This window comes from Sulfurimonas sp. RIFOXYD2_FULL_34_21, assembly GCF_001830805.1.
Lineage (GTDB): Bacteria > Campylobacterota > Campylobacteria > Campylobacterales > Sulfurimonadaceae > Sulfurimonas.
The window spans coordinates 89,991-112,797 of the sequence record NZ_MICH01000011.1 but is presented as its reverse complement, the minus strand read 5'-3'; the positions used below and the strand labels follow the sequence as shown (position 1 = coordinate 112,797).

Annotated in this window: 23 protein-coding genes; 5 read left to right on the top strand and 18 right to left on the bottom strand. The window is 35.7% G+C overall.

Annotation, left to right across the window (positions count from 1 at the left end; translation table 11 throughout):
* Nucleotides 1-97 precede the first annotated feature (97 nt).
* Genes A2530_RS08165 through A2530_RS08155 form a run of 3 tightly spaced genes read left to right on the top strand, consistent with a single transcriptional unit; the run spans nucleotide 98 to nucleotide 4,801 of the window.
* Nucleotides 98-1,168, top strand: a complete 1,071-nt coding sequence (locus A2530_RS08165; protein ID WP_294883294.1) for a PDDEXK nuclease domain-containing protein — start codon at nucleotides 98-100, stop codon at nucleotides 1,166-1,168.
* Nucleotides 1,158-4,247 carry a reverse transcriptase domain-containing protein gene (locus A2530_RS08160; protein ID WP_294883296.1) on the top strand — a complete coding sequence of 1,030 codons (3,090 nt, stop codon included), beginning with the start codon at nucleotides 1,158-1,160 and terminating at the stop codon, nucleotides 4,245-4,247. Before A2530_RS08165 ends, A2530_RS08160 begins: the two co-directional genes overlap by 11 nt.
* A complete protein-coding gene (locus tag A2530_RS08155; protein ID WP_294883298.1) occupies nucleotides 4,244-4,801 on the top strand; it encodes a RhuM family protein in 558 nt (185 codons plus the stop codon). Before A2530_RS08160 ends, A2530_RS08155 begins: the two co-directional genes overlap by 4 nt.
* Before the next feature lie 108 nt (nucleotides 4,802-4,909).
* Here the strand turns inward: A2530_RS08155 and rpoN are convergent, their stop codons facing one another.
* The 9 genes from rpoN to nifE all read right to left on the bottom strand — a co-directional run bounded on the left by rpoN (nucleotide 4,910) and on the right by nifE (nucleotide 11,520).
* Nucleotides 4,910-6,178 carry an RNA polymerase factor sigma-54 gene (gene rpoN, locus A2530_RS08150; protein WP_294883300.1) on the bottom strand — a complete coding sequence of 423 codons (1,269 nt, stop codon included), beginning with the start codon at nucleotides 6,176-6,178 and terminating at the stop codon, nucleotides 4,910-4,912.
* Nucleotides 6,179-6,299: 121 nt separating this feature from the next.
* Nucleotides 6,300-6,590 (bottom strand): 2Fe-2S iron-sulfur cluster binding domain-containing protein, encoded by a 291-nt coding sequence (locus A2530_RS08145; RefSeq protein ID WP_294883302.1) that lies wholly within the window; start codon nucleotides 6,588-6,590, stop codon nucleotides 6,300-6,302.
* 90 nt (nucleotides 6,591-6,680) lie between these two features.
* Nucleotides 6,681-7,076: a nitrogen fixation protein NifZ gene (locus tag A2530_RS08140; protein ID WP_294883305.1), complete on the bottom strand. Its 396-nt coding sequence runs from the start codon at nucleotides 7,074-7,076 to the stop codon at nucleotides 6,681-6,683.
* Nucleotides 7,030-7,407 (bottom strand): nitrogenase-stabilizing/protective protein NifW, encoded by a 378-nt coding sequence (locus tag A2530_RS08135; protein ID WP_294883308.1) that lies wholly within the window; start codon nucleotides 7,405-7,407, stop codon nucleotides 7,030-7,032. Before A2530_RS08135 ends, A2530_RS08140 begins: the two co-directional genes overlap by 47 nt.
* Before the next feature lie 10 nt (nucleotides 7,408-7,417).
* Nucleotides 7,418-7,936 carry a flavodoxin domain-containing protein gene (locus A2530_RS08130; protein ID WP_294883310.1) on the bottom strand — a complete coding sequence of 173 codons (519 nt, stop codon included), beginning with the start codon at nucleotides 7,934-7,936 and terminating at the stop codon, nucleotides 7,418-7,420.
* Between the two features lie 8 nt (nucleotides 7,937-7,944).
* Nucleotides 7,945-8,397, bottom strand: a complete 453-nt coding sequence (locus A2530_RS08125; protein WP_294883313.1) for a NifX-associated nitrogen fixation protein — start codon at nucleotides 8,395-8,397, stop codon at nucleotides 7,945-7,947.
* A gap of 12 nt (nucleotides 8,398-8,409) precedes the next feature.
* The gene (gene nifX, locus A2530_RS08120; protein WP_294883316.1) at nucleotides 8,410-8,862 is read right to left on the bottom strand and encodes a nitrogen fixation protein NifX; all 453 of its coding nucleotides are present in this window, start codon (nucleotides 8,860-8,862) and stop codon (nucleotides 8,410-8,412) included.
* Nucleotides 8,855-10,159: a nitrogenase iron-molybdenum cofactor biosynthesis protein NifN gene (nifN, locus tag A2530_RS08115; RefSeq protein ID WP_294883319.1), complete on the bottom strand. Its 1,305-nt coding sequence runs from the start codon at nucleotides 10,157-10,159 to the stop codon at nucleotides 8,855-8,857. The genes nifX and nifN overlap by 8 nt, the downstream gene beginning before the upstream one ends.
* The gene (gene nifE / locus A2530_RS08110; RefSeq protein WP_294883321.1) at nucleotides 10,159-11,520 is read right to left on the bottom strand and encodes a nitrogenase iron-molybdenum cofactor biosynthesis protein NifE; all 1,362 of its coding nucleotides are present in this window, start codon (nucleotides 11,518-11,520) and stop codon (nucleotides 10,159-10,161) included. Before nifE ends, nifN begins: the two co-directional genes overlap by 1 nt.
* A 111-nt stretch (nucleotides 11,521-11,631) precedes the next feature.
* Here nifE and A2530_RS08105 point away from each other — a divergent pair, with 111 nt between their 5' ends.
* The gene (locus A2530_RS08105) at nucleotides 11,632-12,012 is read left to right on the top strand and encodes a hemerythrin family protein (RefSeq protein WP_294883324.1); all 381 of its coding nucleotides are present in this window, start codon (nucleotides 11,632-11,634) and stop codon (nucleotides 12,010-12,012) included.
* Between the two features lie 206 nt (nucleotides 12,013-12,218).
* Nucleotides 12,219-13,049, top strand: coding sequence for a RhuM family protein (locus tag A2530_RS08100; RefSeq protein ID WP_294883326.1), 831 nt, complete (start codon nucleotides 12,219-12,221; stop codon nucleotides 13,047-13,049).
* A 114-nt stretch (nucleotides 13,050-13,163) separates the two neighbouring features.
* Here A2530_RS08100 and A2530_RS08095 read toward each other — a convergent pair whose 3' ends face one another.
* The 9 genes from A2530_RS08095 to nifB all read right to left on the bottom strand — a co-directional run bounded on the left by A2530_RS08095 (nucleotide 13,164) and on the right by nifB (nucleotide 22,528).
* Entirely contained in the window at nucleotides 13,164-13,337 is a 174-nt protein-coding gene (locus tag A2530_RS08095; RefSeq protein ID WP_294883328.1) for a hypothetical protein, read from the bottom strand.
* 206 nt (nucleotides 13,338-13,543) lie between these two features.
* The gene (locus A2530_RS08090; RefSeq protein ID WP_294883330.1) at nucleotides 13,544-14,296 is read right to left on the bottom strand and encodes a hypothetical protein; all 753 of its coding nucleotides are present in this window, start codon (nucleotides 14,294-14,296) and stop codon (nucleotides 13,544-13,546) included.
* Nucleotides 14,297-14,597: 301 nt separating this feature from the next.
* A complete protein-coding gene (gene nifK, locus A2530_RS08085; protein WP_294883332.1) occupies nucleotides 14,598-16,145 on the bottom strand; it encodes a nitrogenase molybdenum-iron protein subunit beta in 1,548 nt (515 codons plus the stop codon).
* Nucleotides 16,145-17,617, bottom strand: a complete 1,473-nt coding sequence (gene nifD / locus A2530_RS08080) for a nitrogenase molybdenum-iron protein alpha chain (RefSeq protein ID WP_294883334.1) — start codon at nucleotides 17,615-17,617, stop codon at nucleotides 16,145-16,147. The genes nifK and nifD overlap by 1 nt, the downstream gene beginning before the upstream one ends.
* Nucleotides 17,618-17,648: 31 nt before the next feature.
* Entirely contained in the window at nucleotides 17,649-17,996 is a 348-nt protein-coding gene (locus A2530_RS08075) for a hypothetical protein (RefSeq protein WP_294883337.1), read from the bottom strand.
* Between the two features lie 35 nt (nucleotides 17,997-18,031).
* Nucleotides 18,032-18,937 carry a nitrogenase iron protein gene (nifH, locus tag A2530_RS08070; RefSeq protein ID WP_294883339.1) on the bottom strand — a complete coding sequence of 302 codons (906 nt, stop codon included), beginning with the start codon at nucleotides 18,935-18,937 and terminating at the stop codon, nucleotides 18,032-18,034.
* Between the two features lie 237 nt (nucleotides 18,938-19,174).
* Nucleotides 19,175-19,999, bottom strand: a complete 825-nt coding sequence (locus tag A2530_RS08065) for a GNAT family N-acetyltransferase (RefSeq protein WP_294883342.1) — start codon at nucleotides 19,997-19,999, stop codon at nucleotides 19,175-19,177.
* Nucleotides 19,990-21,105: a homocitrate synthase gene (gene nifV / locus A2530_RS08060; RefSeq protein WP_294883344.1), complete on the bottom strand. Its 1,116-nt coding sequence runs from the start codon at nucleotides 21,103-21,105 to the stop codon at nucleotides 19,990-19,992. The genes A2530_RS08065 and nifV overlap by 10 nt, the downstream gene beginning before the upstream one ends.
* Before the next feature lie 4 nt (nucleotides 21,106-21,109).
* A complete protein-coding gene (gene nifB, locus A2530_RS08055) occupies nucleotides 21,110-22,528 on the bottom strand; it encodes a nitrogenase cofactor biosynthesis protein NifB (protein WP_294883346.1) in 1,419 nt (472 codons plus the stop codon).
* Between the last annotated feature and the right edge of the window lie 279 nt (nucleotides 22,529-22,807).

Sequence of the window (22,807 nt, the reverse complement as noted above, 5' to 3'; positions counted from 1 at the left end):
TAAAATGGATAAATTTTTACATGTAGTGTGTGATGTGTTAAAAAAAGAGCGAAAATTTGACATATCAGATGATGGAAAATAAAAAGGAGTTCTATAGATGATTAAAATACCACAACAAGACAATAATAATTTTTATCAAGATATAAAATCCATCTTACAACTTGCAAGAGACAATGCCTATAAATCTGTAAATTTTATCATGGTAGAAGCTTACTGGAATATTGGCAAGAAGATAGTTGAAGAGGAACAAAGCGGCAACTATAGAGCCGAGTATGGCACTTATCTTATCAAAGAGCTTTCAGCCCAACTAACTACGGAGTTTGGAAAGGGTTTTAGCCAAAGAAATATTAGAAATATGAGACTTTTTTATAACTCTTTTCCAATCTGGCAGACAGTGTCTGCCGAATTGAGTTGGAGTCATTATGTATTTATTTTAAGAGTTGAGAATCCACAAGCACGGCTTTGGTACATGGAAGAATCAGCCAAAGCAAACTGGAGCGTAAGAGCTTTAGAACGACAGATAAACAGCCTATATTATGAAAGACTTTTATCAAGCAAAGAAAAACAGCCAATTATAGAAGAAGCCAAAGAAAATACAAAAAATCTCCAACTCACACCAAAAGATATCATCAAAGACCCTTATGTCTTGGAGTTTTTAGAGCTAAAAGATAACAAATCATTTAGAGAAAATGACCTTGAAAGTGCATTGCTAGAAAAAATACAAGAGTTTTTACTAGAGCTTGGGCGAGGTTTTGCATTTGTGGCACGACAAAAACGCATCAAAACCCAGACGAGTGATTTTTATATAGACCTAGTTTTTTACAACTATCTTTTAAAATGTTTCGTGCTCATAGACCTCAAAATAGGCAAACTCACCCATCAAGATATAGGGCAAATAGATATGTATGTAAACATGTACGATGATTTGGAAAAAGATACAAGCGATAACCCGACCATCGGGATAATCCTCTGCACAGACAAAGATGAAACGGTCGTAAAATACTCTCACATAAACGATAGAGATAATCTTTTTGTATCAAAGTATCAGATGGTTTTACCAACGGAAGAGGAGCTTATACGAGAGGTGGAAGGGGATGTTTTGGAGATTGGGATGATGAAGGATGAAAAAAAGTTAGTCAATCAAAATGGAGATAAAAATGGAAGATGAAAGTTTATTTACTAAAAAAGATTTATATATTGCATATAAAAAAGTCAAATTTGAATTATTTAATGATAAAAATACTATTGCAACATTGAAGCTATATGAATATGAAAAAAATTTAAATAATAATATTGACTCTTTATTTGAAAAAATAAAAGATGGTAATCTTTTAGGAAAAGATTTAGAATGTAAAGGTTTCTTTGAAATTCCAAAATCTTTTGATAGCAATAGCAACAAATATGAAATCCATTTTTTTTCTAGTTCTTTAAAGCATCATGATTTTAAACCTGAATCAATTACTCTTAAATTTCGCAAAGTAATAGATGCTGATATAGATTTTCATATAATATCAGCATTATGGATTTTAAAAATCGGGCAATTTATTGATGAAAAATTTGATGCTAATATTTATGGCTCAAGATTAACAAGAATTAAGCCTGTTGATACTAGTTCTTGTGAATATGATTTATCAAGTCAAAAATACAATGAAGAAAGCCCAAAAATATTTGAATCTTATCATCATAAATATCAAGCTTGGAGAAATAATAGTTTTAAAGCAATAAGAGAATTACACAAAACTTCTTCAGTTGTTGCAGTCACAATGGATATAACAAGTTTTTATCACAGCATAGAGCTAAATGGATTTAAAGAGGTGAAATTTTATGAGAAGTTTTCTTTAGATATTAAATTTAAAGAAAATCCAAAATTAAAACAATTTCATGAATCTTTTATTGGCTTATTGGCACTTTGGAATAATGCAATAGAGTCCGAAAATGGATTGCCCATAGGGTTGTCTGCATCTTCCGTTTTAGCAAATGCAGTTATGAAAGATTTTGATACAGAAGTTACGAAAAATCTTGCTCCAACTTATTACGGTAGATATGTTGATGATATTTTATTGGTATTTCCAGACAATGGAAATCTAAATAGTGGAAAAGAGATTATAGAGTATTTTATAAATAAAGATATTGTAACTCGTAATGATAATAAAATTTTAAATAAATTAAAATGGACAGATAAAGTAGTTAAATTAACAACCAAAGATTATCAGTACCAACATGAATTTAGAAAGTTTAATTCAAAAGAATTAAAATATAAAAATCTAATTTTAAAAGAATCCAAACAAAAAATATTTTATTTGGATAAAAATGCTGATTTAAGTATTATTGATGGGATTGAAGCTGAGATAAATTCTATTTCAAGTGAGTGGAGATTTTTACCTGATATAGCAGATGAAAATTCATCACTACTTCAAAAAGTGGTAGGTTTTTATGCAGATGGAAAAGAGTTTAATGATGCTCTTAGAAAAATAGATGCTACAACTATTAAGAGATTGGGATTATCTTTACTTGTTAGTCATTCTCATTCTTTAAATCAATATATCAGTCCAAAAAATTGGATAGATCAAAGACTTAAGATATATGACTTAATAGAAAACCATATTTTTATACCAAAAAATTTATTTGAAAATTATACTTTTCTGCCAAGAATATTTGCTTTAATGATTCATAGTGGAGATGGTGAAAGAGCGTATTGTTTTCTGCAAAAAATAGATGATTTAATGAAGAAATTTAAAGATATAAAACAAACTGAGTCTTCAAATAAAAAAGATGTGATTTTTGAAAAATTTGGGAGTTATTATCTGAAAAAATTCCAAGAAGTATTTTTTGAAACATATAATATTCAAAATACTATATCTGGGAAATATTTCAATAAAATCAAAGAACTTTTGGATTTTGATATTGAAATTTCTAAAGAAAAAATAGAAGAAAAAAATTCTCATTTAATAATGTCTGACTTAGGTTTTGATAGTTATTCAAAGCTCATTACTGAATACATATTGACCAAAAATGATAAAAGTTTATTTAAAACTATTCTTGATAAACAAGAAGATGTAAATTGTGATGATTTGGACTTAATAGATACACTTAATGAAGATTATTTAAAAAATATATCCGACTTTCATAAACAGTTATTGGAAGAAACTAAGCAAAATGATAAGCATTTAAGATTAAATACATTGATATTTTCTACTAGATTATTCACACCATTAGATATTTCAATTGTATTACCAGATTTAGATTCAGAAAAGTTTATAAATCTTGTAAATTCTCTTCGTGGAACTCGTAGTGAAGTTTCAGATAAAAATAAAAAGTACGAATGTAAATTAAGTGTTGTAGAAGTTCGTAACAAAAAACTAACTCATTGTAAATCAGTAGATGTGGCTATTACAAACTTTGAAGTAAAAGATGAGTATTGGAAAAAATCAGTTAGAGAACAGCCGATAAAAAATTTAGATCGATTTATCACAATTCAACACATGGTTAATGAGGCAGTAAGAAAAAAACCTAATTATTTGATTTTCCCTGAACTATCAATGCCACAAGAATGGGCATGGTTTATTTCTCAAAAACTTTTAGCTAATAATATCTCTTTAATTACTGGAGTTGAATACATTCATACTGTTGAAAAAACTTCAGAACTTAATCAAAAAATAGTGCATAATTCAATAATGATGTTTTTGATATCTGATAATATCGGTTTTAATTATATGAAATACTTCAGACAGGATAAGTTAGTAGGTGCATATCTTGAATCTATTGAGTTGAAAAATATTGCAAATATCGACTTAAAGCCTGATGATAAACATAAAGAGAAAAAAATTTACAAGCATGGTGATTTTTATTTTTCTTCTTTGATATGTAATGAATTAACTGATATTGAAAATAGATTTGACTTAAGAGGCAATATTGATTGTTTATTTGCTATTGAATGGAATAGAGATATTAAATCTTTTAATGCCTTAGTAGAGTCATCATCTTTAGATATTCACTCATATATAGTTCAAGTTAATAATAGAAACTATGGAGATAGTAGAATTCGTGCACCTTATAAAGATGATTGGGATAGAGATGTTGTTCAAGTTAGAGGTGGAAAGCATGATTATCTAATTGTTGGAGAAATAAATATTGAAAAACTTAGAGAGTTTCAATCACATAATATTTCTCCAAATAAAGATTTTAAGCCAGTTCCAACTGGATTTAAAATGCTTAAAGAGAGAAAAAAATGGGATAACAATCAATGACCCAAAACCAAAACAACCAAATCCTTATCTACCAAACAGAAGACGGCAAAACAAAAATAGAAACAAAGCTTGAAGATGAGACAGTTTGGCTTACTCAAGAGCAAATGTCAGAGCTTTTTCAAAAAAGTCGCTCTACTATTAATGAACATATTAAAAATATTTATGAAGAAAAAGAGCTTGAAGAGATAGCTACGATGAAGAAATTCGGAAATTCCGAATTTGCTAAAAAACCTACAAACTTCTACAACCTCGATGTCATCATCTCCGTAGGCTACAGAGTAAAATCACTCCAAGGCACAAAGTTTCGTCAATGGGCAACACCAAGGCTCAAAGAGTACATTGTAAAAGGTTTTAGTATGAATGATGAGTTGCTCAAAAATGGTGGTAAGAGCAACTATTTTGAAGAGTTACTTGCTTGCATACGAGATATACGAAGTAGTGAAAAAGTCTTTTGGGCAAAGGTGCTTGATATTTATGCAACAAGTATACAAATAAAAAATAGTAAATTTTTTATCAATCTTGAATTATTTAATATTTTAAAAAAAGGAATATAAGTAAAAAAGATAAGAATTTACCTATACAGTATAAGTTATGAGTAAAAAATAAATTATTTTACTCATAGCTTTAGACCTATGTTAAAAATATTAAAAAATTTACTCATTCTAAATCATTGCCAATTTATACAAAAACAGTCTCTCTTTAAAAGACGGAACGTCAAGTTCTTGTCGGTACTTTGCGATTGAGCGGCGAACCATTTTTATACCGAATCGCTCCTCAACTTTTTCATGTAAATCTTTATCGCTTAGAGGGCTGTTTTTATCTTCACTGCCCACTAGTCTTTGAATAAAATTTTTAATCTCTGATGTTGAAGTATCGCTAATCGCATTTGAGAAAAAGTCTTTAAATGCAAACACGCCATGTTCACACTCAAGATATTTATCACTGATTGCCCGCGATATCGTGGATTCGTTAAAACCCAGTTCATCCGCGACATCTTGAAGCCTGAGAGGTTTTAGTTCTCCTCCCATAAAAAAGGCGTACTGTTTCTCAATAAGTACTAGCCCTATATTATAAAGCGTTGCTTTTCTAAGCTCTAGTAACTTTACAAGCTCTCTTGCTTCTTTAAATTTCTGTTTTGCGAAATTATCATATTTATCAATTTGATTGACTATCAAATCAGGATAAAAGTCATGATTAATTTTTATAGTCAAATCATTATCGTTAAACTCGATAAACATGTCGGCAAATATCTGTTTCTCCTCTTCCATGTAAGCTAGTGCAGGAGGGTTTTTAAGATGTCTTAAAATATCTTTGGCATCATGAAGTCTTGGATGATTTAAAAACTTCTCAATCTTTTCAAAATTTATAATCAGAGTACTCATTAAAATACTCAACTCATCATCAAGCGTATAATCATTTAGCTGAAATAAAAAAGACTCTTTATAGTCAACCGCTCCGACTCCTGAAGGCTCTAAGTAGGCAAAACGCTGGCGAACCTGTTCTACTTTATATGCGTCTGTACCAACCTCTTTTGCAATCTCTTTTACGTCGCCTTCAAAATAACCCTCTTCACTGATATAGAGTATTATCTGACGGGCAATTTTTTGTGAGATAGGCGTCGGAAAAAGCGGTGCCGTAATCTGAAAATCTAGTTTTTCGTACAACGATTCGTTTGATACGCTCATCCACTCTATTTCATCGCTAGAGGCATTTGAAACCCTATTTTGCGACTCCAGATATGCAAAGTGGCTTCTTTTGGATGAGCCTTCCGAAATCTCAAAACCTGATTTGACTTCAAGGCACGGGTTTTCATTTGTTATTACTTGAATATGTTTTTCTAATTCGCTTAGTGAACACTGCAGCAGTGGCAACCAGGTCTGCATAGAGAGTCTTGGGAGCTGTTTTTGTTTAAAATTGTAATTTTGTTTCATTATAAACTTCTTAATAAATATTTCTTTCTTTAATTAACTGCATATTTTGTTCTAGATAAATTATAATTGAAAACTTAGAGGTTAGAGAGAGTCTCTTGCCCAAAAAAAGGACAAGAGCAAATTAGTATTTTAAACGAACCAAACCGTTTGGTTGAATTACCTTCATCTGACATGAAAGACGAGCTTTCGGGCTTGTTTCATTTAACATTTTCATGACTGCCTTTTCTTTATCGGTTACGCCGCTTAAAAACTCCATACCCGATTCTATGCTCACGATACATGTACCGCACTCTCCGTCTCGACATCCAAAAGGAAGCGCACTTCCCGATGCTTCAACCACATCTTGAATCGTCTTGCCCGGTTTTGCATTAATTGCTAAAAAGTCATTTATTATCTCTACGCGTGTCGTCATCTTTTTTTTCCTTGTTTCTGTTTTAAATTCTTTGATTGATATATCACCGTTAATAAAGCGTTATCTGTAATGAAAATTGCTCTTTGACCATTACTCTCCTTCTCTTTGAGATTTTTCTCTGTTTGCTTTTAGAGTATCACGCTGTTTTCTATGCTCTCTTAACCAGCGCAACTCCTCTTCTACCTCATCATAACCGTCAATATCACTTATAGACTCTAACTCAGCCTCACGACATCCGTAAGTCTCGCCCTCCTCTATAAAATGAACCTCATATATGCGAATGACCTGAAGCCAATCTCCTATATATTTTACATACCCCTCAGCGCCGGGATAGACTAAGATTTCATCAGGTGCGCGAAACGGATTTGAGCCGTCGTTTTTTATAGGTTTTTTAATCCTGACTCGCTCTCCGAGCCTAAATACGGGGAGAATCTCATCTTTAGTCGAAGCTGAGATTTGATTGGCTTGTGCATGCGTGAACTCCATTGCTAACCTCCTCTATATCATTACATGTAGTTGATGTCGAACATGTGCTACAAGCGCTTGGTTTATCAAAAGTATCCCAAATCTCTGCGGCAGATGGCGAATACCCGTTTTCAAAGTTTTTATATACGGAGATAAGTGCAAATTTATAATAATCCAACAGCTTTTCATCAGATTCAAACTTAGCTTGCACAGCCCTATCAAGCATCTCGCCGTATTTTTTCATAATATGAAAACGCTTTACGTAAACCAAACGCTCATCATATTCAAGGTCAAAGAAATCAAAAAACTCTTCCGTATCGCTCAATTTTTCAAACTCTTCAAGTCTGCTCATGACATATCCTTTAAATACCCATCTCTTTTTTTAACTGTTTTGCCCAGTTAAGAACTCTCTCGTTTGTTAAATCTTCTTGATTGATATTATCTATGGCAAGACCGCAAAATTTACCGTCTCTTTGTGCCAATGAAAATTTATACTCATACCCCTTCGTTGATGTATATCCATACTCTGTATCAGCGCCGAGTTTTGTAAAAACATCTTTCATTTTCGCCAATGCGCTTACAAAGTGTTCGCCGTGAGTTACTTGGTCTCCTGCTCCGAAAAATGCAACATATTTGCCTGATAAATCGGGTTTCTCATTTTCCATCTCATAAAGCGGATCTATCCAGTCTCTCTGAGGATCGCCCTGTCCCCACGTAGATGAGCCGATTAGTAAAACATCAAACTCTTCAAACTGCTCCAAATCTTCATAATCTTCTTCCATGTTAATAAGAGAGGCATCTTCAAAAAGCTCTTTAAGTTTTTCTGCCGCACCCAGAGTAACTCCGCCGCTGCTGCCTACAAAAATACCTATCTTTGCCATTTTTTCTCCTAGTTGCTATTTTTACAAGGTTTATAACACTCATAAACCTCATAAGATTTTTCAAGATATTTCTGCCCCTCTTCATAAAGCTTATCCAATGTTCTGTATCCGAAACGGTGTGCATCTTTGAAATATTTGTCAACCAAAACTACTCTGTCGGCTATAACGATACAACGACCGAATCCCTCATGACTCATCTCCATAACAACATTGCACATAACTCCTGTTTTACGTTCAAACTGAAGTGCAACCGCCTTAAATAGCATCTTAATCTCGCTTATGAGCATCTCATCGATATCTGCTATGATTGGTATCTTTTTTAAATCCTCTTTTGTTTTGACAAACTTTTTTACAAGAAGTTCTTCATCACTCATTTTAGACCAGTTTCCAAACTGATCAGCCGCTCTTAACTGGCGAATCAGCTCTTTTGTAAAATCATTTGACTCTGTACTTTGACTCATCATTTTTTCCTTTTATTTTGCCCATCTTGCTAATCGTATATCTTGGCTGTTTTGTACATGTATTATTTTTTTTATCCACGGCGGAGGGTTGGCGTTAATCATAAATACCAGCTCTTTTAAAACATCCTCTATCTTTCTCTCTTGCTCATCTTTCATGGGATGCATACCGCTTCTGATTACTTTTGCCGCCGCCGTAGGGCCTATTGATTCGCAGTACATGATATTAACTCCATCAAGTGCTTTTATTTTAAAATCCGTTTTATCATCGCCTTCTAAATCAGATGTATCGGTCTTAACTATGCCCTCTAATTCAAATCCATCTTTTGAAACTCTGTAAACACAAAACTCTTTAGCGCCCCCAAAGTGTGAATTAATCTTTTGCATGTCATTTGAAGCAAATGCGACTTTAATAGCATTTTCTATTGAACTATTGCCTTCTACCGTTATTTTTGTTGATTCACTCATGATGTTTTACCTCTCTCAATTTATTTGCTATCTCAAAAAGGAAGTATGTACTTCCCTCATACAATATGTCGTTCTTTAGCTGATTGCCCAGCTCTTCATAATTCGGAAATCCGCGGATTGCCAAAGCACTTCTCTTCTCTTGCATGTGCAATAATCGTTCTGCATGAAAATTGCTAATAACCAAATCAGCTTTTGCAAAATAATCAGCCGCATCTTCAAGGTCTCCTACAAATACGTTATCCGCTTTTATCCTATTTAAAATCGGACTATATACCGTTGAAATAACGGCCTTTACAGTGCCTCCTACACTCTGAAGCAGTTCACACATTCCAACGCACATGTCAGGCTCACCCGTTATGACAAAACTAGACGACCCTATCAGAAAATGCGTATCAAGCATCGCATCTTGAAGCCTTCCTCTGTATCTTTTAATTGGCGACGGCGGCTCTTTTTGTCCTATTTTTATCAATTCGCTTACAAAATTGTCACTATTTGCCAGTCCCATAAGCGAATCAAAATGTAAATGAACTATTTTGTCATTTTTGCCAATAAGCTCCGTTGCCGCAATTTTCATAGATTCGCCTATGCTTATTACATGTGAACTATTAGCAAGGTTTGTTATCTCCTCTATTGATATAGCTCCTGCTCCTAATTTTCCCTGCCCCTCACTCAGATATCCGTCAAGCGAAGTTGACAAGTCGGGAAGTGCCAAAACTTCAAACCCGAAACTCTCACAAAACTCTTTTACTTTTTCAACTTCTACGGGCTGCATACTTACATGCGGAAGAATTAAAAGTTTGCCTTGTTTTATATCGGTTGACTCTTTTGTATGCTGACTGATTAAGGCTTTTGTCGCAAGCGCCCAACCGCTCTCCATACCGCCCTCATAATCGGGCGTATGAACATAACAATACGGTATCTCTACATGTACGCCGACACTCCTTATATCATCGCCTTTTGTTTCGGTAAGTCCTGTTGTGTGAAGACCTATGAGTTCCGGTTTCATAGTTTTGTTTTTTTGGGTGATGTTTTCAATCGCCATCAATATTGAGTAGTCTCCGCCGTCAAGCACGGCAGTTATATCACTAACGGATGTGTTATACATTGCAATAGGCTCGTTAAAATGACGAGTAAAAAAAACTTTTGTATAAGAGGCGCAGCCTTGTGAACCGTGCATTAAAGGCAAACAATTCTTTATACCCATAAATGCAAGTGCGGCACCCATCGGCTGAGAGTGTTTTATGGGGTTTACCTGAAGCGGTTTGTGTTCATGTTTGCTTAATGGTATCGATTTCATTATTTAGTCTCCCAAGGAGCAGGAGTTGAGACATTTTTAAATACTGGATTTAAAAAAGCGCATCTCAAATCTTCTGCCAAATTTAAAAGTCCCTCATAACCGCCGTAGCTTACCTTTTTCTCCTGATTTACATCGATAAAGGATATCTTTTTCTTGATGGCCGTATATAGACTTCGTCCACCCGCAAGCAAAATATCGGCGCCGCGCTCATCTATGATTTTTGCTTGTTCACTTGCGGGTGCCCTCATAAGAACACCTCCTTCACCCAGATACTCTTTTGCTTTTTCAATGTCGTCTGCGGTTGATTTACGGATGGATGTTGCAACTACCTCTATGCCCAAATCTTGCAGTCCTGAAGCTATCGACCAAGCTTTATTTCCGCCGGTATTTAAAACAGCTTTTTTACCCCTAAACATCTTTTTATAAGGCAGTAGTTTCTCTTCTAGCTTTGCTTCATGCTCTTGTATAACCTCTTTTGCTCTTTCTATGAGAGCTTTGTCACCGAGTGCATTTACTATCTCCATTATCGCAAAACCCGTATCGCGCTTGCCGTAAAATGAGACAGAGACCCAAGGAATCCCGTAACTCTCCTGCATTTTGCGACACAATGTAACGAGTGATTTAGCACACACTATAACATTGAGTTTTGCACGATGAGCGCTTCTTATACTGCCGACTCTTCCGTCGCCGCTCAGTGAGCTTAGCACTCGAATACCTATCTGCTCAAACAGAGGAAGATACTGCCACATGTCGCCCGTTACGTTGTAATCGCCTATCAAATTTATGTCGTAAGGTGTCGTAAATTCAGGCTCTTTTGTGCCTATTAGATGTTCAAGCACAGCCTCGCCCGCTAAACGTGAGCCTAAATTTTTACCCCCTACAAAACCAGCAGCATGAACGGGAACTATAGGAACTCCATGTTTTTGGCTTGAGAGTTTACATGTCATATCTATATCATCGCCGACCATTGCAGTTACACATGTAGAATAGACAAAGATTGCTTCGGGAGCATAATGTTTGAGTATGTAATCCAGTGAAGCATCAAGACGTTTATCTCCGCCGAATATTACGTCGTTTGTAGTTATGCCTGTCGTAAAACCCATAACGGTATGGTTACGCCCTTCGTATGAACTAAGAGTCTCTCTAGTCTCCCACGAAGCACCTAGACAAGTTTGCGGACCGTGAACCAAATGCACTGCATCGGCATAAGGAAAAAGCGAAATCTGCGCCCCGTCAAAGGCACATCCTCCAGCCACCATGCCCGGTTTTGGCATATCACAACCCTCACCCTTTTTTTTCTCTTTGGAGTGCGAACAAGCACTCTCGTTCATCAACTCTTTTATCTTTGCGCGACTAACCATCATCCACTCCTTTGGAGTTATATGAAACCAGTGTTGCAATTTCTATTCGAGAAGCTGTCATAGCACATTATATGCAACCATAAAAATATCCTACATACAAAGAGAGTTTTTATGAATAATAGTCTGCACATCGGTATAGAGGCAATGGATGAGAAACATGATGAGTTTTTAGCACTGCTTTTACAAATACAATCCTGCTCCAGTGATGAGTTTATGCATCTTTTTGAGGAGATGATTAAACATACAAAAGAGCATTTTGCTTTTGAAGAGTCTATAATGAATGAACATAATTTTTATGCAAAAACAGAGCATTTTGAAGAACATGCAAATCTTTTGGGCGAAATGGAATACTTTTACGACAAAGCCAAAAAAACTCCTGCCTTTGGAAAATCCTACATCAACGATTACGCATACGAAAAGTTTCAACGCCACATCATAAACATAGATTCACAGCTCGCAATGTTTCTAAAAGAGAGGAATATATCTCTTTAATAACATAGATTGCTTCGTCGTTTCACTTCTCGCTAGACAACAACTTTTGTCATTGCGAGGAGGAACGACGAAGCAATCTAAAAAATGAAATTAGTTTTTTAGCGTACTAAATCATAAAGTAAAATAATATTTCAAAATGCAATATTTTTAAATCAAATTTTTATTTTGTATTATAGTTGTGTAAATCTGATATTAGCAGGGTATGTATGTATGATGTAGTGGTTTATAATGATGGAGAATTAGAGTTAAGAATCTCAGTTAATGAAGAGACAATTTGGCTTACTCAAAAACAACTTGCGGAGCTTTTTGATGTAACAAAACAAAATATAAGTTTACATGTCAACAATATTTTTAAAGAGAAGGAACTTGATAAAAATTCAACTGTCAAGTTTTACTTGATAGTTCAAAAAGAAGGAAATAGAGAGATTCAAAGGAATGTTGAACATTATAATCTTGACATGATAATTTCTATTGGATATAGAGTCAATTCTATTACTGCAACAAAATTTAGACAATGGGCAACATCTGTACTTAAAAATTATATCCAAAACGGATATGCTATCAATACGCACAAAATTACAGAACAAAGATTAAATATTCTTGAAAATGATGTAAAGATTATCAAATCTCATATTAAAAATAATACAATAGAAATCAAATACGGAATATTTTTTAACGGACAAATATTTGATGCTTATGTACTGTTATCGGATTTAATAAAAAGTGCAAAAGTTTCAGTCATTTTAATTGACAACTATATAGATGAGTCTATATTGACTCTCTTGTCAAAAAATCAAAATGTACAATTTACTCTTTATACTCAAAACAGATCTAAAAAACTACAACTTGATATAGAAAAATACAACAAACAATACTGCAATCTTGAAGTAAAAATCACTAAAAATTTTCATGATAGATTTCTAATCTGTGATGAAACCGTATATCATTTTGGAGCAAGTTTCAAGGATCTTGGCAACAAAGTATTTTCAGTCAATAAAATCGCTATATCGGTAAATGATTTGCTAAAAAATATATAAGATGCAAGTGGTTTCAAATATGCAGAGTATCCATGCTGAAGCCAGAAAGGGAACGAAGAAGATAGGGTTTATGTGAGTTATATTTTAAGATAGAGCTTTTATATAAAGTAAGATTTATAATTTTTTTTGCACATCAATTGCTTTTTTTAATAATTCATCTCTTTCAATTTTCGTGTTCTCTAAGACTTTTTCTGCATCTTTTTGTAGTTTATCTATCTTATCTTTATTATCTTCTAAAAATTTGTTATGAAATTTTTGTGATTTTTTTAATAACTCATTTGCATTCATTGAAAATCCTTTTTTATCTATCTATATTTTTTTAATGGTAAAATTGAATGTGCAAAATTATAACGAAATATTCGACTAAAAAATATTCTCTCAAGTAGATGACAAAAGACGTAACAATTTTATGTAGTTATTAAACTTTTTATAAAAGGTTCATTATATAAAATTGATTCAAAAATTGGGTTAATAATATTCACTGCAACTCCCTTTTATTTTTTATCTTTTTCTTTTGAAATATACTCTAAACAATGTGGACACTTTTTAGCATCTCTGTTTATTAGTTCTTTACACATTGGACAAGATATTTTTAAAAATTTTGTATTATCGGTATTTAATTTAAGATTTCGCTCTAGAGAATAGATTGAATTAGCGATGGTATTAGCAGATTTATTTTGAAATGAAGATATTCTTGAACCTTCATATTGTCTTAAATCAAGTTTGTATAGTAAATAGTTTTTATTACTCAAGTAATCTTTATAAAAAATTTCAAATTCAATTATGCTATTATTTTCGTCTATTTTACTGTTATCAAACCCTTTAATATCAAATTTAAAAAGTCTATCAGGTGCTAAGTAAGATATCCCATTTTTTATGGGAAACAACTCTTTAATCTTATCTAAATTATTACATTTTTCTCGCAATTCAAGATTCTCTTTAAGATTTATTTTTATATCCGTAGCAGAAGTTTTCCCCGTATTTCCAATATTCAATTCTAAAGTATTCTGATATATTTCTAAGTCTAAGTATATTTTAGCTCCATCAGCTTTTTTCGTTTCTTCTAACATTTTATGCGTAAGTATTACATACCATGTTGTTATTACAGCAAGTATTACTGTTGCAATAGCTGTAATATAATTACTTGAAAAATTAATAATTGACAAATAATTCAATATGCCGACAATGATAAGCAAAGTTGCTAATATAATCAATAAAACTATAGTTGTTAAGCTTTTATAAAACATATTTAGCCTTTAAATTTTCATAAATTATACCACCAAAGAATCAAAAAAACAAAAAAATATGACAAATTGCAATATTTTAGATAAATATCTACTTCTTAACTTTAAACTGCTCTTCCAAAGCTTTTAGCTCATCGGCGTTTTGTTGAGCTTTTTTTACAGCTTCTTCAAATGCAAAACCTTTTTAATCATTACTATACAGTACTTTTAGGCACTTTTTAGACACCATTATTTTACTTTAAATCGAAGTTTGGAGGACAGCCGCCTTTGAACAAGGACGGCTGAAGGAGAATAGAATAAAAAATTAACGAACTAAATCGAAGAAGTAGTCTGTTGAAGCCGTACTTTTTGTCTCTTCATCAAGCTGATCAAGAATTTTGTTTGTAATCCAAGTCAACAAATTAAGAGCACCGTCATATCCTGATATTGAATATCTGTGTAAGTGGTGACGGTCAAATATAGGAAATCCGATATAAATTAACGGTGTTCTTGTATCACGCATAAGCTCTTTGCCGTAACTGTTGCCAATCATAAAATCAACAGGCTCCGTAAAGAGCAATGAACGCATATGCCATAAATCTTTACCCGCCCATACATGACACTCGTGTGCTGCAGGAGAAGTATCAAGAAGTGCTCTCATCTCCTCTTCCCAGCCGCGCGGTGCATTGTGGCAAAGTACATGTGTCGGTTCTGCACCCATCTCTAAAAGGAATGAGACCATACCGATTAGAAAGTCAGGGTCTCCCCAGATAGCGAACTTTTTACCGTGCATATACGGGTAAGAGTCCTGCATAGCATCCACAAGGCGACCACGCTCGATTTTTAGTTTTTGAGGAACATCTTTGCCCGTTAGTTCTGAGAGTTTCATAATAAACTCATCCGTACCTTTAAGACCGATTGGATTTGAAAATCCACCTTTATGCTTCCATCTTTTTTGAACCATTTTCATGGTTTTAACCGTTGAATACTTTTGCAGTGAAATAGTAGCTGTCGAGTTGATAGCATCTTTAGCATCCGCTATAGACGTACCTCCTGCAAACATACTGTAATCACCCGCAGGCATATCCCACTGGTCAGAGTGATCGCCTATCATCAAATACGAAGCACCGAAAGCCTCAACTATCGACTTAACCGAGCGGATAGAACCGATATATGTCTCAAATCCCGGAATAATGTTGATACGCTCTTTTTTAACTTCAGATTTTTGACCTTCACTGAGCTGCTCTAAAATACCGTGCATCATATTGTCATAACCGGTAATATGGCTACCTACAAATGAAGGAGTATGCGCGTAAGTAATCGGGAAATCTGCAGATAAAAACTCTCCGCCGTCTTCCTCTTTCGCCGCCAAAGCAAATGCAAAAAGGTCATCACCGATAACTTCCGCCATACATGTAGTAGAGACCGCAATCATTTCAGGTTTATACAAAGCCGCACAGTTTTTCAGACCGTCTTTCATATTTGCAAGACCGCCGAAAACTGCCGCATCTTCAGTCATAGAATCACTTACACAAGGCGTAGGCTCTTTAAAGTGTTTTGTGAAATATGAACGAAAATATGCAACACATCCGTGACTTCCGTGAACGTAAGGCATAGTATTTTCAAAACCAAGCGCCACCATGACAGCCCCTAAAGGTTGACATGCTTTTGCAGGATTTACCGTAATAGCCTCACGAGCTAAATTTTTCTCGCGATAGTCCCACGATTTTGTCCAATCGGAAATCTCTTCAACTTTAGCAGGGTCGATAGCACCCATGCTGCCTTCAAACTCTTTTTTGTTCTCTAAAACCTCTTTATATTCAGGACGCAAAAAGAGTTTTTGACCGTTTACAATATCTTGTACTTCTTGCATTATGCTTCTCCTTCTTTATCCCATGGTGCTTTAGTGTGAGCCCACACAGGTGAGTTAATCGCCAAATCCATGTCTGCTGCAAAAATTGCAAAACCGTCATATCCATGATAAGGTCCGCTGTAATCCCATGAGTGCATCTGACGATAAGGCAGACCCATTTTTTGGAATACGTATTTCTCTTTAATACCCGAAGCAACTAAATCAGGCTGCAATTTTTTAACAAATGCTTCTAGCTCATATTCATTGACGTCATCATAAATTACGGTTGAGCGGAATATCTCATCTTTTGTTCTTTTGTAATCATCATCATGAGCAAACTCATAACCCGTACCGATAACTTCCATACCTAAATCTTCATAAGCACCGATAACATGTCGAGGACGCAAACCGCCAACGAATAACATTACCGTTTTGCCTTCTAAGCGAGGACGAAATTTATTTGTAATCGCATCAACCATCGGTTGGTATTTTGCAATAACTTCTTCACATTTAGCTTGAATACTCTCATCAAAAAATGCGGCAATCTTGCGTAGAGATTTAATAGTTTGGCTAGGACCAAAAAAGTTATACTCTATCCAAGGAATACCGTACTCTTTCTCCATATGACGAGAGATATAGTTCATAGAACGGTAACAGTGAAGCAGATTTAACTTTACTTTTGTCGTTTGTGCCATCTCTTTTAGAGTCGCATCTCCCGACCATTGAGCCACAACACGCAGACCCATCTCTTCAAGTAAAATACGGCTCGACCACGTATCACCGCCGATATTGTAGTCACCGATAATTGCAACATCATACTCTGTTGGTACTAACTTTTCGCCTAATATTTTTGGATTTGCATCAAATACATAATCACGAACCGTATCGTTTGCAATGTGATGACCGAGTGATTGGGAAACCCCACGGAAACCTTCACAATTTACAGGAACGATAGTGTTGCCCGTACTGTTTGCATACTGTTTTGACGTTGCATTTATATCGTCTCCGATAAGACCTATCGGACACTCTGACTGAACCGTAATTCCGTTATTTAACGGAAACAGCTCATCAATCTCTTCCAAACACTTAGTAAGTTTTTTATCGCCGCCGAATACAATATCTTTTTCTTGAAAATCTGAAGAAAAATTCATTGTAACAAACGTATCAACGCCTGTTGTACCTATATAGTAATTACGACGACCGGCACGGCTGTATTGACCGCAGCCGATAGGACCGTGAGAGATATGAACCATATCTTTAACAGGTCCCCATACAACACCTTTACTACCTGCATAAGCACAACCGCGCTGACTCATAACACCCGGAACTGTTTTCTTGTTTGAACGTACATTTCCGCATGTTTTTTGACTCTCATCTTCAGGAGAGCCTACACCTAAGTGCTTAGCACGATTATTTGCAGCTTTTTCGGGATAAGCTTTTAAAACTTCCTCAACGGCTGCTTTTTGTCTTGCTTCCAATGATTCTGGACCCATTTTCTTCTCCTCTATGTTTTTATTTTTTTATTTACGCTGCAACAATCTTAAATTGAGCCATAGAGTCAAATTTTTTACAAAGAGCCATAGTCTCATCATCACTGTCCAATCTTTTTGAGAGTTCGGAGATTTGGTAACGATTTGTATAAATCATATAATCTGTTGCCGCTGTTTTAGCGTAATGAACCAATGCCTTAAACATGAAAGTATCTTTGTTCGTATAAGAGAGATTCTCTTTTACACCGTGAGACTCACTAACCATTTTAATCTCACTTATATCGCTAAAATCAACACCTGAGTTGTCTAATTTTTCAACTACTTTTTCATCCGGAATATTGTTTCCCATATCTGCAGGAAAGTGAAAACCTAAAATAAACATTCTTATTCTCCTTATTTATATACTATTTTCTTTTTTTAAGCCTCGGCTGCTTTACCGATTTCATCTTCGATAACCTCTTCTTCAAGACCGAATTCCATAAGAAGGTCTTCAAGATCATCCATCTCAAGCGGAGTAGGAATTATCTTCATATCATTTGCAATAATTTTACGAGCAAGCTCTTTATACTCTATTGCCTGATCTGATTTTGGGCTATACTCTACAACCGTCATACGACGAAGCTCTGCATGCTGAACAATATTGTTACGCGGTACAAAGTGAATCATCTGAGTTCCAAGCTCACGAGCAAGCGCCCATGCAAGGTCATACTCACGGTCGGTCATACGAGCGTTACAGATAAGACCTGCAAGACGAACACCGCCGGTATTTGCATACTTCAAAATACCCTTAGATATATTGTTAGCCGCATACATAGCCATCATCTCACCCGACATAACTATATATATCTCTTGTGCTTTACCTTCACGAATCGGCATAGCAAATCCGCCGCAAACAACGTCACCTAAAACGTCGTAAGAGACGAAGTCTAAACCTTCCTCTTCATAAGCACCCTCTTCTTCAAGAAAGTTTATCGCCGTAATAACACCGCGACCTGCACAACCTACTCCCGGCTCAGGTCCGCCTGACTCGGTACAATTTATCCAACCGCCCGACGTATCACGCGAAAATATACCTGCACCCGGTTTACATGCATCTTCAAGCTCTAAATCTTCAACCGTACCCATTTCAGCGGCAAGTTGTAAAATAGTATTTTGTGCCTTTTCATGAAGAATAAGACGAGTCGAGTCCGCTTTAGGGTCACAACCGACAATTAATATATTTTTGTCAAAGTAGTGAGCCATTGAAGCCAACGTGTTTTGAGATGTAGTTGATTTACCAATCCCACCTTTTCCGTAAAACGCAATTTGACGAAGTTCTGCCATTTTTTCTCCTTTAGTTTAAATACCTTTATCAGGCACTTATGTACTTCACTTTTGTTAGTGCATTGTGTGTTCTAGGTTTTTAAAACACTAAAAGGAGACAATTTGCGATTAATAGTTACAAAGGAGCTAAAAAGGAACAATTTTGTAAGAATGGATTATGCAGAAGGTCGATTAGAATATTTGTAACTATAAACTATTTTCTGATTTAAACTCATTTAATTGAAATAGTTTTAAATATCACAACGAAAATGCGTAAATATTTCCAAACTTAACGCTGCTTTTGCCTCTTACCATGTGAACAAAACGCTGCTTTTGTTCAAAGTGATATTTTTTATACAAATCAACTACATGTTGTTCGCCAAGCGGGATATCGGCAACAACTTTTTTAAGTCCGCGAAAATACAAAATACCGCGCATCATCTTCTGGGCTTCTTCCAAATGCCCCTCTCTTACCTGCCAAGGACCTAAATAAACATTGCGTGAATTTACAACGCTTGAGTGCTGAAAACTATTTGGCAGAGTAAACTTTAGCGAGGAGTTTCTATCCATCTCTTGCATCAAAAAATCCATTCTGTTTTCAGCGAACGTCTCTTTGTCTATTTTGGAAATAACCGACTCAAAATTTTCTCCGTCAAGCTCTTTTGCGTTTGCATTTGTAAAATTAAAAGGCGGTACTTTACCTACATTTATAAAGCGTCCCACTTCCATTTTTGACTCAAAACCGTAACGTTCAAAAAAAGAGACCATATCTGGATTTGCATGAATGTAGATATTTTGATACTCGCTTGAGAGAGAACCTAAGAGTGTTTCAAACAATCTTTTGCCGATTCCTCTGCCTTGATAACTGCTTGAGACCATAAAGTACTTAATCATTGCGGAGTTTTCAAACTCTATCGCCATTACGGCTCCGACAAGATTGTCCTCTTCGTATGCGCCGTAACAAAGATGTGCCGAGTGCATCATCATAAGTTTTACATGATAACCGTCGATTAACCAACCTACCTCATCAGCGATAGATACAAGTTTGCTCACATCCGCAAATTTCAGCCACCCTATAAACATAAACTCTCCATATACAGATGAACTAACTCATTATCGTTTAGTACTTTTTTCCTAGACGTCACAATCTCACGAATACTCGGAAGCAGATTTTGAAGCGAAGCTTTGTCCGCACTTATTCCTAACTGCTTTAAATGGTATAAAATTGTTCCCGTACCTGAGTGTTTTCCGATTGGAAATTCTCTGATGCATCCAACCTCATCAGCGTCAAACGGCTCATAAGCATGTGAGTTTTTCATCATCCCATCGGCATGGATACCGCTTTCATGAGAAAATATATGCTCTCCGACGATAGGAGCACTCGGCGAGAGAGTTACTCCTGCGGCATCGGCAACCAAAGTTACAAGGTTTTTTATCTTAAACGAATCTATTTGACGTGATTGACCGTATAGATGTTTTAACGCCATAGAGAGCTGTTCAAACGAAGCGTTGCCTGCACGTTCACCCAAACCTATAACGGTTGTATTTACACTAACGGCTCCCGCATCAAGTCCGCTCAAAGCATTTGCATTTGCCAATCCAAAGTCGTTATGCGTGTGCATCTCGATATCAAGAAGATTCAGCGATGTCAGATGTTTTATATTTTGATACGTTACGCTCGGAGTTAAAATCCCTACCGTGTCACAATATCTAAATCTTTGTGCTCCAAGTTCGTTTCCTAAAGTCATAATCTCTTTTATAAACTCCAATGAACCGCGTGAGCTGTCTTCGCCGCCGATACAAACAAACAAACCTTCTTTTTTTGCCTCTGTTATAACTCGCTCTAACTCTTTTAACATGTAAGATTTACTGCCGCCGAATTTTATATCTATGAGAATATCAGATACGGGAACGGACAAATCAACTGCTCGAACACCGCATTTCAATGAAGCTTCCAAGTCACTCATCTTTGCACGGTTCCAAGTCATCATACGTGCGTTTAGTCCCAAAGAAAGTAACTCTTTTATATCCTCTTGTTCACGTTTGCCCATTGCAGGGATGCCGATTTCAAGTTCATCCGCACCGCACTCTACAAGACCTTTAGCGATAGATAGTTTTTCTTTAGTGTTAAACGCAACGTAAGGTGCTTGTTCTCCGTCGCGCAAAGTGGTATCGTTAATCAGTGCCATAGGACTAATTCCCTTCCAACTCTTCACTAAGATTAAAGTATTTTCTAGCAGCTTTTAAAACAGAAGCTTCAATTGGCTGATATGCGTAACTCTGGTCTGCAATAAGCCCTGCGGCTTTTAAATCATCCTGCGGACATCCGCCGATTTTAGCAGTCAATATCAACTTACAATCTTTTAGCTTTCTTAGTATCGGCTCTATCGGATTTGCACCATCAGGTCCTGCACAATACTCATAATCGAGTTTACGATGATGAATAAAACGTATGCCTTTATCTCCCGCCTCATAAATCAAAAACTCTCTAACAGAACCGAAATGTTGGTTTATCATACCTTCGCCTGCTGTTGTAACGGCAACTAAAATAGTCTGCCCCTCAGAGCTTAGGTTCTCTTTTTCCTGTCTTACCCTCTCGTTGGCTCTGTCCAAAAAGAAACGGAACTCTTCGATTTTTGCCTGAGACTCTTGACGTGCTTTAATATTGTAATGCTCTTCTAGTGCATCAAACGACATCTGAGAAAAGACATCCTTAGTAAACTCCTGACCTCTGTCTTCTCCTATAAGCCCAACCGCATCGGCGCGGCACTGACGACAATGCTGCATAAGTTTCATATCCATACCGCATGCTTCTTGAACTTCCATCTGCTGCTCATCTGTTGCACTCGGCACACCGCTAAGCCCAAATGCAGTTCCATGTTGGGGCGCTGAGATAATCGGCATGATGTTATGCAAAAAAACTCCTATCTCTTTAAGTTTTTTAGAAACCTCGACAAGATGTTTATCATTGATTCCCGGGATTAAAACAGAGTTTGCTTTGATAAGGATGCCCTTTTCGACACACTTTTCCATGCCTTCTAGCTGACGCTGCAAAAGTATTTTAGAAGCTTCTTTCCCATAGATTCTTTTGTTTTCATAAAAAATCCACGGGTAAATTTTTGAACCGATTTCGCCCGTTTCATCAACACTGTTTATAGTTACTGTCACATGGTCAATGTTGTATTTAACCATCTCGTCAACAAACTTTGGAAGCTCTAAACCGTTAGTTGAGAGACAAAGTTTCAAGTCAGATGCTTTTTCACGAACAAGTCTAAAAGTCTCAAATGTCTTTTTAGGATTTGCAAGTGCATCTCCCGGCCCCGCAATGCCAAGTACGCTCAGACGCTGAACTTCACCGCCGACATACATCACTTTTTTTGCAGACTCTTCAGGAGTTAAACGCTCGCTTGTAACTCCCGGACGACTCTCGTTTGAACAGTCATATTTACGGTTACAGTAGTTGCACTGAATATTACATGCAGGTGCAACCGCTACATGTATACGTGCATAATGATGGTGCGCACCCTCTGAATAACACGGATGATTATGAATCTTATCTTTAATATCCTGCGGCATAAAAGCCTCTGATAGATTACTTGAACTACAGCTCATCTTAATTCCTTTAAACTTTTAAAGTTATAATGATCTTGCAACATGTAGCGACAATCATTTATTAATAATGATATTGCAAGTTGTGTTCTAGCACTGTTTTTGCGGTTTTGTACGAAGAGTGACAATTTTGGCTTTTTGTAATACTTTCATCTGCTTCATTTGAGACTACTCTAATTTTTCGAGTAGTTGGATTTAAGCTACATCGTGTGTGTTATTTCTTCATGTGACATTTAACACACACTAAATATTTAAGAATAATATGTATTTTTTCTCTTAAAG